The organism is Lactobacillus apis, assembly GCF_002837055.1.
Classification (GTDB): domain Bacteria; phylum Bacillota; class Bacilli; order Lactobacillales; family Lactobacillaceae; genus Lactobacillus; species Lactobacillus apis.
Genome location: NZ_PDKP01000005.1, coordinates 47071 through 63341, shown reverse-complemented (window position 1 = coordinate 63341; position 16271 = coordinate 47071). Strand labels below are relative to the sequence as shown.

The following is a 16271-nucleotide window of genomic DNA, read 5'->3' as shown; positions in this document are numbered from 1 at the left end:
ACAAAGCCCCAAGCAGTATTGTCAATTTCAAGCTGATTTAGAATTTGAGAAACGTTGATTCCCTTACCCCCGGCAAGAAATGAGCAATTATTGCTACGGTTAACATTACCGCTATCCACTTTGTCTAATTGAATAACATAATCCAAAGCAGGATTAACGGTTACCGTATATATCATTATTTGGCCTCCTTCAAATTAACCTTTGCAGGTAAAATCTTTTTGCTTTGTACCTTAAGTTTATTTGTAATCACGGTGAGATGTTTGACGTTGCCAAAAACAGCGAAGTTACGTTCACCAATTTTAGTTTCATCCGTCAAAACGTAAGTATGATCTGCACAGGCAATTGCTTGCTTCTTAATGGCTGCTTCCTCTGGATCCGGTGTTGTCAGATTACCATTGTGATCAATTCCATTAGTTCCAATAAAGCTGGCAGCAAAGTTCATGCTCTGCAATTGTTCAATCGCAAATTGCCCAATCACAGCATGAGTATCTTCTTTAATCTTGCCACCCAAAAGCATGGTGTTAATGCCGTGCCCAACAGCACTTAGTGTTGTTTCAATTCCATTAGTGACAATGGTTATACCTGCTACATTAGCAAGAAACGGAACCATTTCATAAGCAGTTGTACCTGCATCGATAAAAAGATAATCATTTTCATGCACGTAATGCTCAACTGCGTAGCGTGCAATTCGAACCTTATCATCGTGATTCATTGTGAAGCGAATATGCTGCGAAACATCATGAGCAAGTTTCTTAACCGACTGTGCACCACCATGAACTCTTCGAACTAAACCTTTTTCTTCCATTCGAATTAGGTCTCGCCGAATCGTCGACTCTGACGTTGCCGTCAGTTTGGACAAGTCGCAAACCCGACATAGTTCATGTTGATTAACATAGTTTTCAATTAGCTTTTGACGTTCCTGTGTTAGCATCTTCCCTCACCTCCGAAGAGTATTTTATGCGCGTTTCCATTCAAAATCAATCATTTTTACTCAAAATCATTCACTTTTATGCAAAAACAAGCAGCCTATTCTTAGCTCCTAACCTTAAAGACAACAAAAAAAGCTGTACGCTATTAGCATCACAGCTTTCTTTTCACTATTTACGTAATTCTTTTTGCGCAGACGGCAAAATAAATGAGCAAACAAACCCAATAATTGCAAAAATTAACATCATGATAAAGCCTAAGCGATAGCCATTATCCAACCTTATTGCTTCGCTTACACCGCTGCCAGTTGCTCCTAATGTTATAACTAGCATCGCCAAAGCAGTCCCAAGTGAACCACCTATTTGTCTAATGGTTGATGAAACAGCATTCGCATGAGCTGTCATATTTGTATCCACTTGATTAATTCCAGCAGTAAAAGTAGTCATCATGGTGAAAGAAATACCAATCATTCTTAGCGCATAGCATAAACTAATTAAAACTAGACTTGTTTTAGTGTTGAAAATCAACATTGGTAGAGTACCTAACATCAACATTCCAAAGCCAAACAAAGACAGTTTTTTAATGCCAAATTTATCATATAAAGTACCTGAAATCGGATTGCAGATAATCATTATTAAGGCTCCAGGCATCATCACTAAGCCAGAAGTTAATGCAGTTTCCGCACGCGTTGTTTGTAAATACAATGGCAAAATCAACTCTATTCCTACCATTGAAATGTTACTAATTGTGCTAAGCAATGTACACAGATCAAAGCCTGAATTTTTCAAGACTCTGATATCTAATAAAGGTTTAGACATCTTCAACTGGCGACGACAAAATAGCCAAATAATTACAATACCAATAATAAAAATCAAAGTTAAAGCTACGGTGATTTTACCAGTATTACCTATTTCTGACAGTGCATACAAGATCAACCCAAATCCTACAATTGATTCCAGAAAAGAAACCACATCGACTGAGCTTAAATGAGCAACAGTGATATTTTGAATTGTAAAAAAGGCAAGTACACATACTAAAGCACTGGCAAAGCTTAAAATTATAAATAGCATTTGCCATTCTGCATATTTCAAAATCAAGCCTGAAATGGTTGGTCCAACAGCCGGTCCAAAACCAATTACCAATCCAGTGATTCCCATCGCCATTCCACGCTTTTCTGGTGGAAACAGAATTAAAATGACATTTTGAATAAATGGCATCAGTCCTCCCGCGGCAATAGCTTCAATAATGCGCCCTAATAGCAAAGCTTCAAAATTTTGCGCAAACAGACAAACTAACGAGCCAGCAAAAAAGATTGCCATCATAGTTAAAAAATTGTTTTTGAGACTAAATGACTCAAAAATCCAAGCTGAAATTGGAATCATTAACCCAACTACCAATAAATATGCCGTGGTTAACCATTGGGCTGTTGCCTGTCCCACGTTAAACGACTTCATGATTGACGGTAATGCATTATTTAAAAAAGTTTCAGCCAATAATGAAACAAAGGCACCGAACAGCAGCACCGCCATCATCAGCGCTCTTTTTTTACCAGAAATTTCTTTTTCCATTTTTTCTCCCTTTTACAATATGTAGCAAGCTACATTTAATAGAAATAAAGCATGACTTTATTTAAAACCTTCAATTATTTGATCGAGAAAAGCTTCAAACTGCTCAACTTCAACAACTGATGAACCTTGTGTGATTTGTTCATTAGTGTTATCAAGAATTGCATGAATTTTGTTAATGTTCTTATCAACAAGAGCAAAGCCCTTGTCAGATAATTGCAAAACTATTTGACGTTGGTCAGTTTCAAGGTGGGCTGTATAAATCAGACCATTTTCTTCCAAGCGTCGCACAATTCCTCTGATTGTTGGATGACTTAGCACAAACATATCCGCTATCTCTTTTTGTGTCACCGTTCTATCTTTGGCATCATACAGAAAAACCATTAACGATATCTGTGCACCAGTTAAAGAATAGTCCTTGAACATTTCTCCAAACTGATTATTTAGTTGTTTTTCAATTAATGTATTCGCAGCTTTGATTTTAGGACCAATTCGGTTTAAATATACGTTCATGATTTCCCTCACTTCATTTGTGTAGTATACTACACAAAATTATTTTTGCAATTTAAGATAGGAATTTTACGTATCACTGTAAGTGATTTCAGAACAATTTTCATATTTTCATTTGTGCTACAATGAAAACATTGTAATTTAGCATTTAGAAAGGTTATGCATTTAGTAATGGACGAAAATAGCACAAGTCAAGAAGAGCATCATATATCTGGCCATCATCATATGAGAATTCACTGGAAAGAATTCTTTAAAAGTCCAGATGATACTTTAATAAAGGATACAACGCTAGTGGAAAAGGGCTCGCTAGTTGGCCGAATTGGACTGATGCTACTGGAATGTGGAACAGGAGCATGGCGCGTGCGCGATTCAATGAACACAATCTCACGGGCACTGGACGTCACCTGTTCTGCCGACATTGGACTGCTGACTATTAGCTACACCTGCTTTGACGTTGATAACAAGTCATATTCCCAAACCCTATCTTTGCCTTCTACTGGCGTCAACATGAACAAACTCAATAAATTAGAAGATTTCGTACGCCGCTTTGAAACAGAAAACGAATATTGGACAATTGGGGGCGTTCATCATGAACTTAATCAAATTGAACGTCATACGCAAACCTACCCTATTGCTATTTCTGCTTTAAGTGCAGGCATCGCTTGTGCTAGTTTCATTTTTCTACTCGGCGGTGGACTACCAGAAATGATTTGTACTTTCTTTGGTGCAGTTATTGGTAATTACTTACGTGAATACATGGGAAAAAAGAAAATAACTTTAGTTGCTAAAATTGCAGCTGGAGTTGCAGTTTCATGTGCTGTTTACTTCATATGTTTTAGATTGGGACAACTGTGCTTCGGCTGGAGCTACAACCATGCCTATGGTTATATCGGTTCTATGCTCTATGTTATTCCCGGCTTTCCATTTATTACTTCTGGACTTGATATGTCAAAATTAGACATGCGATCTGGGCTTGAAAGATTAGCCTACGCCATTTTGACTATTTTAATTGCAACTATGGTAGGTTGGGGCATGGCAACAGCCTTAAGTTTAAAGCCTGGCTCTATTCCTGAATTGCAACTTAATCCACTTGCACTAACCATTTTTAGACTAATCGCTAGCTTCTGCGGTGTTTATGGCTTCTCAATCATGTTTAATGCCAAGCCGTCGATGGCAGCAGTTGCAGCAGTTATCGGTGCATTTTCTAACACTTTACGTCTAAATTTAGTCGAATTTAATCATTTACCAGCTGCCTTAGCAGCCTTTATCGGTGCACTGCTTGCCGGCTTAATTGCTAGCTTCGTCCGTGATAAAGTTGGATTCCCACGAATCGCCATTACCGTTCCAGCAATTGTTATCATGGTTCCAGGGCTCTACATGTATCGAGCAGTTTTCAATTTTGGTGTAACTAATATTAATATCGGAGCATATTGGATCATGAATGCTCTAATGATTATTAGTGCTTTGCCAATTGGATTATTAACTGCCCGAATTCTAACAGATCCAAAATGGCGTCATGCAGATTAGTATTTAAGACTAAAAATTTTGTAAAACCAGCTGATAAGGGCTGGTTTTTTCTTTTCTTCCTTTCGATAAAAACGTACTTTATAAAAATAAATTGGTAAGATAGTTCGGATAAACTATATTTATAGGCCTATTTCTATGTTAAAATTTAAATATGTTATATATAAAGTGAACATTATTTTTAGGAGGAATAAAATGAGTTCAATTGTGACGCCAGAATTTACCCGCGGTTTGCCTAAGGCAGAATTGCACTTGCATATTAAAGGTACACTAGAACCAGAACTAAAGTTAAAGCTGGCTAAACGCAATAATGTTGATATTGGACAAGAAACTATTGAAGATGTCCAAAAAACATATGATTACCATGATTTAGCATCATTTTTAGCTGTTTACTATCCAGCTATGAATGTTTTACAAACCGAAGAAGATTTTTATGATTTAGCTTGGGCATATTTGACCAAGGCTGCGGCTAACAATGTTCGCCATGTTGAAATATTTTTCGACCCTCAAGCTCATACCAGCCGTGGTATTCCTTTTGAGACGGTTATCAACGGCCTATATCGAGCAACGGTTGACGCTCGTGCGTTAAACGTAGATGCTCACTTAATCATGTGCTTTTTACGTGATTTCTCTAAAGAATCTGCACGCCTAACTTTGCAAGAAGGTTTGAAATATCGTGATAAGATTATCGGCGTTGGACTTGATTCAGACGAACATAACAATCCACCACTAAAATTTGCACGTCAATTTGAAGATGCTGCTGCTGCAGGACTTCATTTAACTACTCACTGTGATATTGACCAAAAAGATTCCATTGAGCACATCCGGCAAGCACTAGAAATTATGGAAGTTGAGCGTCTTGACCACGGAACAAACATTGTTGAAGATCCTGATTTAGTTGAATTAGTAGCTAAAAGGCAAATTGGTTTGACCTCATGCCCTCTATCAAATGGTTTTGTTTCTCCAGAAATGAAGGGTGAAGAAATAATTTCTCTTTTAAAAGCAGGAGCTAAAATATCAATTAATTCAGACGATCCTGCCTACTTCAAAGGCTACATTAGTGACAATTACTATGCACTTGCGCAAAAGTATCAATTATCGCAAGAACAAATTGTTCAATTAGCCAAAAACTCTTTTGAATCTTCTTGGATTAGCCAAAAGCAAAAAGAACTCTACTTAGCAGAAATTGATTCCTATGTTGCTAAGTTTAGTAAATAAAAACCTGAACCAATAAAAAAACAACTTCCATTTTTTGGAAGTTGTTTTTTTGAGAGAATATAGAATTAAAACTAACTTATGTTTACGCTTTATCTGCAATTGCTTTAACTGCATTTCTACCAGAGAAAATACAGTAACCAGCATGTGTTCCTGGAACGTTAACACCGTATGTATCGCCATAGAGAACCGCAGAACCATCACTACCAATTGCATATAGTCCTTCAATTGGTCTGCCTTTAATATCTAGAACTTCATTATCTGTGTTAACTCTTAAGCCATCACCAGTTGTGTAAGCTCCGACACCTAATTCAATTGCATAAAACGGACCATTGCCATCAACAGGTAATAGATATTTAGCAGGTTTATGGAAATCTATATCTTCACCGTTTGCTGCCATTTCATTGTAATGCTTTACGTATGAAACAAGATTTGGCGTATCGATTTCTTCAGCCAGTTCTTCAAGGGTATTAGCCTTGTGTAAGTACTCACGACCATCTTTTTCAGCCTGCTCTATATCATCACGCAAGGTTGGGTAGCGATCTTCTGGTACAAATGGCTTCATTGATCTTGGATAGGACTTATCGGTAAAATCATCTAGAATTTTTTGGCTGAAGACGCAGAAAACACGTTCTTGACGGTTCATTGCATTACCTTCATTAGCCCAGTTGACGACCGCAGCACTTTCATCAACAAAACGTTCGCCCATTTCATTAACCCACATTTGTGGTTGATCACAAACTGAGCTCCAAATTGCTGTGCCCCATAACTTAAATGATGGAACTGTGCGATCTTTTAGCTGGCCACCAAACATCATTGACATCCCTGTAAAGAATTGTTTAGCACCAAGTTGCCAAGCCAATTTCAAGCCATCACCTGTGCTCTTGCCTGAATTTACTGGAATAACATTATCAGGGTTTTGATGTGGTGTTTGTTCCATTAACTCTAAATTGTTCAAGTAGCCACCAGTTGCTAAAACAACATTTTTAGCTTTAACAACAGTATCGGTATTATCTTCAACATTAGTCAGAGTCACTTCAAAGGAACCACTCTTAGCTTTTTGAAGATCAGTAACTCTAGTTAATGTCTTAATTTCGACACCGTTTTCTTTGGCATATGGCTCTAAACCATTATGAATTGCATCATGGCCTTTGCCCTCAAACAAATGCCATGTTTTAGCGCCATCACCAAGTCCGGCAACCATCGCAATTTTGGCACCATGGTCTTCAAGCCAAGAAACATTAGTACCAGCTTGATCAATGTACTTTTGCCACATTTTACCGTCAGCCTTGTAATGCGAATAGGTCAACTCTTCTTTTAAAAGTTCTTCTTTATCAAGCACAGAGTTGTCTTTTTGTTGCAATGCAGAATCAGCTGCAAAAACACCTTCAACATAGTTACCAGTACCACCGGTTGTCTTGCCTTTTTCAACTAACAGCGTTTTTAAGCCTTGTTCACCTGCTTCAGCAGCTGCTGCAAAGCCTGCAAGTCCAGCACCAGCAATTACTACATCATATTTTTCTTCAGCCATCACTATTCTCCTTTTTGGCTAATAATTACTTACCAGCTTTTGCTGTCTCAGCAGCATCAATTCCTGCCAGTCGGCCAGAAATGTAAGCAAATCCTAAAGTTCCGCCTTCGAAATCTACGTAAGCTTTACCATACATTCCAGACGCATCAGCACCAGCAACATACAAGTTCGGTACGGGCTCACCATCTGGAGCAAGTGCATGCATTTTTTCGTCAATTGTTGCACCACCGAGTGTACCTAAGTTACGTGCAATGAATTTAACGGCATAAAATGGACCTTGTTCTACTGGAATCATGCGCTTAGTATCAGAGAAGAACAGATCATCCTCGCCCTTCTTTTTAGCGTTATTATACTGATCTACTGCATTTTGCAAGTTTTCTTCGTTAACTCCCATTCTCTGGGCCAATTCTTTAATAGTCTTTCCAATAAAGACCACATTGGTTGAAGATAATTTATCCAAAAGTGTCGTAAAATCAACTTTTTCATGCTCACGCTTGATTGCTTCGTCAGTATCAGTAGGGAAATTGAATTCCATATAAAATTCACGGTGATCTTTCCACTTGCCATAGTGATCTTCGATTGCTACTGTTCCGCCTTCTTTGATCTTATCAAGCATTGCTTGATCCAAAACAACAAATTCGGTTTGTTGTGGTTGCTCTGACAATTCAGCTCCGTGAACTGCAAAGTCGAGTGCATGAGTTTCACTGGCATAACGTTGACCACGATTGTTAACACGTAAGTTTGGAAAATCAGCTAGCGCATTGATTGGCATCCAATTAGGACCAACAATTTTAGCCATTTCACCAATATCTTCATCACTAAAAGTTTGCCAGAAGTAATGCGTAGAACCATTAATATGGTGGGCAGTTCCGGCATCCCACGCCATGTTTAAGCCATCACCAGTATTTTGTAAAACTTGGCCTTGTGTACTTACATCGCCCAAATACTCCTTACGCATTTTTGGATTACCACCAAAGCCACCAGTAGCAATGATTACCTTCTTAGCATTAACATGTAAAACTTGATCATCGCCTTGTGCGACAACACCAGTAACATTGCCATTCTCGTCTTGCAATAGTCTCTGACCGGCAAAACCAAAGTACATTTGGCCGCCTAAAGACTTAAACTTTTCGATTAATTTAGTGACAGCTTTTGTACCGCCCTCTTGGTAACCATGCAATGTAGCGGGCATGCCGATATGGTCATAACTACCGCCCGTTCCGGCATCTACTAACTTCATGATTGCGCCATTTTCGTTTAGCCAATCAACTGTCTTACCAGATTCATCAATAATGCGACGAACTAAAATTGAGTTCATATAGCCTTGAGAAGCGTCCATGTATTCGTCATAGAGCCACTTCTTAGATACAACTGCATTCTTTTCCTTCTGTTGTTGACTATCTCCAGCAAACATACCACCGGCAAAAGTACTTGCACCAAGAGGTGAAATTGTCTTTTCAATTAAGGCTACGCTAGCACCATGTTGACGTGCTGCAAGGGCTGCGGCAACACCGGCACCGCCTGCTCCAACAACTGCTACATCAACATCCACTGTTTTTTTACCAGAAGTGGTAGAATGCGAGCTATTCTCTTTCAAAGCAGCAAAATCAACTTGAGCTTTGCCTAAAGCTTCTTTTACACCTTCGATAATTCCACGTGAAGTTTCAGAAGCGCCTGAAACAACGTCAACATCAACTGATTGATGGTCAACAATTTTTTGCGCCATTTTCTTAAAAGCATTATCTGCCAAGCTATCAGGTGCGTATTTATCTAATGGTTTTACATTAACTATTTTGTCAGAGCCAACTTCAACCTCAAGGTTAATTTCGCTCTCTTTGCCTTGACCAGAACCTGTATATTCACCAGGTATCTTTGTAATTTCCTTTGTCATAAGAATTATTCCTTTCTAAGCCATAACCTTTAATGTAATCTATTCGTGCTCACGAGCAGCATTTGGATCTGGTAAAATTGCTAGCACGATTACTTGAATCATGAAAACAACACCTTGAATAATAAAAGTTAACGCATAATTTGCACCGGCAATTGCTGAAATAATAACCGGAACTCCATATGAAAGAAGTAATGAAACAGTACCTACTAAACCGCCTGCACTACCAGCATTTTTAGGTCCAATTTCAGGGAATGTGATAGGCATTGCTTGCATGATAGGTCCGGTCATGGCACCAAACACACCACCGAGTATCAAAGCAATTGTTAGTGGCATTCCTAAAGGAATGTACCAAGTAACTGCCATCAATAAACCTCCTAAGATTGTAATAAGAATCATTAATGGTTTTGCCTTTTTAGCTTTATTAATAATTGCAGGTCCAAATAATGAACCACATAAGCTACCGATTGTAGCTACAGCCGCAACTGCACCAGCTTGAGCAGGACTCATACCTCTAGCGGCAAAAGCCTGTGGCATAATGCTTGAAAAGGCCTCACTAGAACCCATTCCGAAACCAACAGCCAAAGCAACATACCAAGTTTTCTTACTGTGAGCAGCAGCTTTAAAGAATTCGAGTGAAGACTCAGCCTTTCCATCTTCCACTTGTGGTTGAGGAATTTCTTCTCCTTCTGGAGTATCTTTTACAAAAATCATCCAACAAACTGCTAAAACTAATAAAACAGTAGATGAAAAAGTATATGCTATTTGAACGCTTGGGAACATTGAGCTGGTAGCTTGGGAAAGCATGATACCAACACTGGCTGAGGCAAAGAAAACACCCATAGCGGTATTAGTATCTTGTTTGAACCACGTACCAAAAATCTTCAACGTGTTTGCATTTAACAGTGCCATGTAAACACCAAATAATAGCAACATAATCATTAGTGTAACGAAGTTGGTTGCAATTAAACGGCCATATGCGCCTATTACTGAAATAACTAATCCAATCGAAACAATCTTTTTTGCACCAAATTTATCTGCAAGTGATCCTGCAGGAATACTCAAGAAAACCGCAATTAACATTGGTGCCATTACTAAACTCTGCAGTTGTGCTGGTGAAATATGCAAAGCTGGCATAATTTGAACGGCTAAAGCAGAAATTTGAAATTGAATGTAACTGCTTGTTGCATCAAGCAAAGCAGCAATTGCCAAAATTACCCACCGATAATTCGAAAGCTTCGGTAATTGTTTTTCTTCCATGATTCTTTAACTCCTTTTTGATAAAAACTAATTTTCAGCTGCGTATTGCCCAGCTAATCGACCGAAAGTCTGAGCGTGACTGCAAGTAAGACCAGGAACACGATCAGGATAGCTACCCCAGAAGAAACCACCACTTGCATTACCAGCTGCATAAAGATGTGGAATTGGCTTACCTTTTTTATCGATAACTTCCATCTTGGTATTGATGCGTAATCCATCAAGTGTTGCGAGAAGGCGACCGCCCATAATGACACCGTAATATGGTGCCTTATCAACTGGGAACAATCTGAACTTTTCTTTACCAAAGTCTGTATCTTCGCCTTGCTTGCACATTTCGTTATAGCGTTTAACAGTTGCAACCAAGTTGTCTTTTGGTAATTCCAGCTTTTCAGCTAATTCCTCAATTGTGTCGGCCTTTTGAATCATGCCGTCATCAATCCTGCGCTTAATCTCTTCTTTGTTTTCCTCAGTATTGTAAATGCCAGGCCAACCTAAACGTGAACAGCCCTGGGTATCAAATTGAGCCAAATGATCCATTGTGTCTTCTGACCAAATTTGTGCTTCCAAGTAACCAGGCTGCTTAGCCATTGCATTAATGTCAAATTGATAGGGAACACTTTCGTTACCAAAACGTTCACCATTAAGGTTTACTTTCAGTAACGGATAGGCGCCCATCCAGAAGTATCCTGGATCTTTAAAGTCGATTTGATAGTGGTCTTCAGCATCAGTGCCAACTGGTACAGCACCGCGATCAAAAATAATTTCAGCTGGTTCTTCATCACGAGCAGCTCCCACTTTAAGACCAGCAAGAATACCTGAACCATCATCACGAGGTCCATCTGAATAAACATTTTTCTTGTAGCCAAGTGGATCCCACTTTTTCATTAATTCGACGTTTCCACCATAACCACCCGTACAGATAATGACTCCCTTATTGGCATGGTATTCAGTTTTTTCACCACTAGAACGGTCACTTGTAATGACGCCGGTAACAGCACCACTATCATCCGTTACTAGTTCTTCAAGCTTAGTATTATATTTAAGAGTTACTCCGAGCTCTTTAATCTTATCAATCATCCAATCACCATAATGAGCCCAACCATTATCAGGTGTTGCGATTGCCAATTCGGTGTTAAACGCGGTGTTAACAATCGTTTCATAATGAGCGTCAGATTGCGGTCTTAAGACTCCACCATTAGGCTTCAAAATGTTATCTTCCAGCCAGTTAGCTGTTTCATCCGTGTGATTAGCCCAGGTCCATAACAAACGTTCATCAACATTATCTTGGAAAAACAACGTCAAAAAGTTCATCAGTTTAGCTTTATCAACTTTAATGCCAGCTCTTCTTTGTGCATTACTATCTAGTGCTGCAAAGAATGAGCGGTAGAGAAATTGGGAACTCCCTTGTTTATCAATTAACAGGACTTTAGCACCCTTTTCGGCTGCTGCACATGCTGCCATTCCACCAGCATTGCTTGCTCCTGCAATAATAACGTCATAAGTATTATCCATTTTTTATCCCTCACTTTTAAAGCAATTCTTCTAACCGCTTTCATCATACTGCTAATCAAGTGAATCTCTGCACCATCTTTAGAATTGAAGATTACTAAATGGAATGTTCAACTATTTTCTAATTTAGTTGTCATCAAAAAAGCACTTATATTCCAACGCTTCAGCGTTAAATACAAGTGCTTTTCATTATTTTTATATTTGTGAGTTACTTATTTATATTTACTTGTGAATACTCTTTAACTGCACTCTCCAATGTCTTTAGTACTTCTTCCAAAACTGATTTATTTGAAAAAGAGTCCATATACGCAATTCCATAAGGAGAAATATCGTGATAATCAATCGGAACATAAGTAATACCCTCAGATTGTGAATCAGCAATGAAGTTCGGCAAAATGCCGTAACCCCAGCCTCCACGCACATAGATGTCCATCGCGAGAAAGTCTTGGACAAATTTAATATGCTCCATTCCCAAACTATTAATTAAGGTAGTTTGAAAGTTCATTTGAACATTCAATGAGCTGTTAGGATCTAGCAAAAAAATATTTTTATCCTTTAAATCAGCCATTGTAACTAGCTTTTTTTGGGCAAGTTCAGAATCTTGCGGGCATGCAATAACCACTTTTCCCGTAATCAGTGGCTCAAATAAAACGTCATCAACAATATCAACGTCGTCGCGCGCAATCGCGCAAATATCAACGTGATGGTTTAATAATTCGCCAATCGAATTATTAAGAACAAAGACAAATTGGACATTAATATTGCTGCCAGATTCACGAAGCTTGCGCAAAAAGATTGGCAAAATTTTTTGCTCTAAAGGTGTATCGCAAACTCCAATACGCAGCAACGTTTCCGAATCATTTTTCTTATTTTGCAAATACGCTACCGTATAGTCCATATCATCAACAACATTACGTGCAACACGGTAAAAGTACTTACCGGCATTAGTCAATGAAATACGATGGTGTGCACGATTAATTAACGTTACACCAATTGTGTCCTCAAGATCCTTGATATTTTTTGAGACCGCAGATTGGGAAAAATTGAGTCGCTCTGCAGCAATTGTAAAGCTTGAATTATCCACTGCTTTAATAAAACAGCGCAATTGAGTAAAGTTCATTTTCCTGTCCATTCAATTAATATAAGTTATTGGAGTGGTATTAAAGTAATTGTACAGAAAAAGGCCATCCTAACAAATGGCCTTTTCATTTTTGAATTATTTATCGATTTTACTTAATGCGTCATTAACCGCATCTTTTAGTCCGCGGCTTGTGCTTGAAGCACCAGAAACTGCATCAACATCAACTTTATTTTGCTTAACCATTTCTTCAGGTAATGTCTTGACTGCCTTTAAGCCGTAGTCTTCGGATTCTGCCTGCTTCAGAACTTCAATCTTCTTCAAGTTCTTGTCTTTGTCCGCAGTAACACGAACGACGATTTCGCCGCCCATACCGCCATTGGTTCTACCAATGTATTGATCTTTGCCAGTTTCAAAAGTTTCATGGTTAAGGTCAGAAGTTAAGTGAACATCATGACTAGAAGCACCAGTTGCTGCATCAACAGTAACATCGTCTTTAGTCTTAGCAGCATTTTCACCGGCAATCTTACCCCAAATCAAGCATTCAGCAATGTTGTTACCACCTTGATATTGGTTTGCACAAATACCACCAAATTCACCAGCTGAATATAGATGTGGAATTGGTTGACCCTTAGTATCCAAAATTTCAGCTTGAGCATTTCTTCTTGCACCACCTTGGGTGTTAAGCATTGTCTGCTCCATTTGAATAGCATAAATTGGGCCATCAGCAAACACACGCATAGTCTTTGGATTACGACGGAACTCAGGATCATCACCAGTTTGAGCAGCTTTGTTGAAGCGTTCCAATGAATCTTTCAAAATAGCAGGATCTACCTTAATCTTATCTGCTAGTTCTTCTACAGAGTCGGCCTTAACTACATTTTCCTTATATACTGGATAACTACCAATAATTGGATCTGCATCCAATTCTGCCTTTTTAGCTTCATCAAAAATTAAGTATGGGTGTTCCTGATTAATTGGCACTTTCCATTGACCGTGATTCTTAATGTGACCATGACGGTTTTCTTCAGCTTCATCAAAGTATCTTGTACCATCATCACCAATAACAAATGAACTACCATGAGCAACAGCAATATTTTGTGCACCAAGCATCAGACGACCACGTTCACCCTTTGGCACTGCAAAAGCCATTCCGTGAAGTAAACCAAGTGATTCAAAGTTGTGCATGTGCCAAAAGTCTGCACCAACTTGTTCAGCCATCTTGATGCCGTCACCCTTATTGTAAAGAGTACCTAAAGGTGCTAATCTCTTGGCGCCAAGATAATCTTCAACCATGGTTTGGTTATTTTCAAAACCACCGGTTGTCATTACCACACCATTTTTAGCTTGAACCTTAAGCAGTTTACCTTCGCGTTCAATCAAAACCCCTTCAATCTTACGAGTCTCAGGGTCTTGAATTAATTCCTTAGCAGGTGTGCTGTACATAACATCAATGTTATCCTTACGTTCAACTACTTTTGCTCTTAGGATTTTCCATAAAGCTGCGTCAAACCAAGATTCGCGAACAGTTGTGAAATCATAGGATTCTGATCCTTCAAATTCAGGAAATTCTTCGTAAGCATGATGCAAACGTTCAGGTGCGTATTGCTTTGCGCTACATGGTTTTACACCTAAATATTTTGTGACATAGTTTGGTGTGTTAACCATCCCTTTAACGTAAGTATCAATCATCTCTTCATCAAGTGACATTGGTGCAGTCAAGTTCTTGTAGTACTTCTTTAACTCATCAAAATCATTACCAGTTCCGATTAATTGGGCTGAATAACGCGTGTTGCCTCCTTCATGACCTTCTGGTGCTGCATCAACAAGCAGTACTTTTGAGCCACTATCAGCTGCAAAACGAGCAGCAGTTGCACCAGCACCACCAAAGCCTAGTACAACAACATCGTAATTAGCATCCCATTTAGTATCTTTTTGATAAATCATGATTCTGTCCTTCTTCTTTTTTGTAATCACTTTCATTAATAAGTTAATTTTATCACTAATATTACTTTTGGAATGATTTATTTTAAAAAATTGTCCTACTTATTTAAACAAAAAACCACTTTTGTCATTTGTTTCATAAATCACATAAACGCTTACATCAAAGATTTTGTCATAAATTGTATTTATATTTTTCAACTTATAACTATGCAAAAAAGAAGGAAGTTATCTTCCTTCTTTTTACCAAGATATTTTTATATTCATCTAAGCGAAACTCAATGTTAGTTATTGAGATATTTCTTTAATTCCTCACCCTTAAGTCCAGCGCTAAGACCAACTAACAGTTTGATTCTAGCTTTTGGTCCGGTTAATCCACGACAGAAAATGATGCCCATTTTAGCAAGATTAACGCCGCCGCCCTCGTAGTCGTAAACTGGTTCAGCAATTCCGTTGAAGCAGCGTGATACCAGTACTAGTGGGATATTGTGGTCAATTAAAGACTGCAGCTCAGGCAAAGTCTCTGGTGGCATGTTTCCAGCTCCCAAAGCTTCAATCACAATGCCATTAGTTTCCGGCTTGTTTAATGCGTGGAGTAGTTCTGTACCCATTCCAGCATACGCTTTAACCAAATAAACATTTGAGACAACGTGATCAATTGGTTCATGCGCTTGTGGCTTAATTGTTTGAACGTAATTAACATGCCCTTCGGAAACAATTCCAATTGGACCAAAAGTTGGTGTTCGGAAAGTTGCAACATTGGTGGTGTGAGTTTTTGTCACATAGCGAGCTGAATGAATCTCATCGTTCATTACCACTACTACACCTTTACCCATTGATTCAGGTGAACTGGCAACTGTGATTGCCGTTCTAAAGTTATATAAACCATCGCTGCCCACTTCATTGGACGAACGCATTGCACCAGTTACCACAACTGGCATTTTACTTGAAATGGTTAAGTCTAAAAAGATTGCTGTTTCTTCAAGCGTATCGGTGCCATGGGTAACAACTGCGCCAAAAAAGCCTTCTGCTTCAGCACGACGAATTCGTAAAGAAAGTTCAAGCATTCTTTGAGGTGTCATATGCGGTGACGGTACATTAAAAATTTCTTCCGTTACTAATTCAACTTCACCTTTATTCTCTAGCTGAATGGCAGTAAGTGGATTTTGGTCATTCGGTTTAATATTACCATCTGCATCTTCAGACATTGAAATAGTCCCACCAGTATGCAAAATCAGAATTTTCTTTGTCATATTCGTCTCTCCTAGCTATAAGCGATTAAGCCAATTCTAACATTTATACAGCTCGGATTGAAATGATTAA

Annotated in this window: 12 protein-coding genes and 1 pseudogene; 2 read left to right on the top strand and 11 right to left on the bottom strand. The window is 38.6% G+C overall.

What is annotated here, in order from left to right:
• The 4 genes and pseudogenes from CRG87_RS05250 to CRG87_RS05235 all read right to left on the bottom strand — a co-directional run.
• Positions 1-176: pseudogene (locus CRG87_RS05250) on the bottom strand (1-phosphofructokinase); the annotation flags it as partial.
• On the bottom strand, positions 176-931 hold the full coding sequence (locus tag CRG87_RS05245; RefSeq protein WP_074425883.1) for a DeoR/GlpR family DNA-binding transcription regulator: 756 nt from the start codon (positions 929-931) through the stop codon (positions 176-178). The gene CRG87_RS05245 and the pseudogene CRG87_RS05250, both read right to left, overlap by 1 nt.
• A gap of 166 nt (positions 932-1097) precedes the next feature.
• Positions 1098-2495 (bottom strand): MDR family MFS transporter, encoded by a 1398-nt coding sequence (locus CRG87_RS05240; protein ID WP_074425884.1) that lies wholly within the window; start codon positions 2493-2495, stop codon positions 1098-1100.
• A 57-nt stretch (positions 2496-2552) separates the two neighbouring features.
• Positions 2553-3005 (bottom strand): MarR family winged helix-turn-helix transcriptional regulator, encoded by a 453-nt coding sequence (locus tag CRG87_RS05235; protein ID WP_074425885.1) that lies wholly within the window; start codon positions 3003-3005, stop codon positions 2553-2555.
• A gap of 168 nt (positions 3006-3173) precedes the next feature.
• On the opposite strand from CRG87_RS05235, the gene CRG87_RS05230 reads away from it, so the two are divergent.
• On the top strand, positions 3174-4529 hold the full coding sequence (locus CRG87_RS05230) for a threonine/serine exporter family protein (protein WP_074425886.1): 1356 nt from the start codon (positions 3174-3176) through the stop codon (positions 4527-4529).
• 192 nt (positions 4530-4721) lie between these two features.
• On the top strand, positions 4722-5744 hold the full coding sequence (gene add / locus CRG87_RS05225) for an adenosine deaminase (protein ID WP_074425887.1): 1023 nt from the start codon (positions 4722-4724) through the stop codon (positions 5742-5744).
• A gap of 82 nt (positions 5745-5826) precedes the next feature.
• Here the strand turns inward: add and CRG87_RS05220 are convergent, their stop codons facing one another.
• The 7 genes from CRG87_RS05220 to CRG87_RS05190 all read right to left on the bottom strand — a co-directional run bounded on the left by CRG87_RS05220 (position 5827) and on the right by CRG87_RS05190 (position 16201).
• On the bottom strand, positions 5827-7272 hold the full coding sequence (locus tag CRG87_RS05220; protein ID WP_074425888.1) for an FAD-dependent oxidoreductase: 1446 nt from the start codon (positions 7270-7272) through the stop codon (positions 5827-5829).
• Positions 7273-7297: 25 nt separating this feature from the next.
• A complete protein-coding gene (locus CRG87_RS05215) occupies positions 7298-9163 on the bottom strand; it encodes an FAD-dependent oxidoreductase (protein ID WP_074425889.1) in 1866 nt (621 codons plus the stop codon).
• 39 nt (positions 9164-9202) lie between these two features.
• Positions 9203-10420 carry an MFS transporter gene (locus CRG87_RS05210; protein WP_074425890.1) on the bottom strand — a complete coding sequence of 406 codons (1218 nt, stop codon included), beginning with the start codon at positions 10418-10420 and terminating at the stop codon, positions 9203-9205.
• 27 nt (positions 10421-10447) lie between these two features.
• Positions 10448-11932, bottom strand: coding sequence for an FAD-dependent oxidoreductase (locus tag CRG87_RS05205; RefSeq protein ID WP_074425891.1), 1485 nt, complete (start codon positions 11930-11932; stop codon positions 10448-10450).
• A 205-nt stretch (positions 11933-12137) separates the two neighbouring features.
• Complete coding sequence (locus tag CRG87_RS05200) at positions 12138-13049, bottom strand: LysR family transcriptional regulator (RefSeq protein ID WP_074425892.1); 912 nt, start codon at positions 13047-13049, stop codon at positions 12138-12140.
• A 96-nt stretch (positions 13050-13145) separates the two neighbouring features.
• Positions 13146-14954 (bottom strand): FAD-binding protein, encoded by a 1809-nt coding sequence (locus CRG87_RS05195; protein ID WP_074425893.1) that lies wholly within the window; start codon positions 14952-14954, stop codon positions 13146-13148.
• Between the two features lie 278 nt (positions 14955-15232).
• The gene (locus CRG87_RS05190; RefSeq protein ID WP_074425894.1) at positions 15233-16201 is read right to left on the bottom strand and encodes an asparaginase; all 969 of its coding nucleotides are present in this window, start codon (positions 16199-16201) and stop codon (positions 15233-15235) included.
• Between the last annotated feature and the right edge of the window lie 70 nt (positions 16202-16271).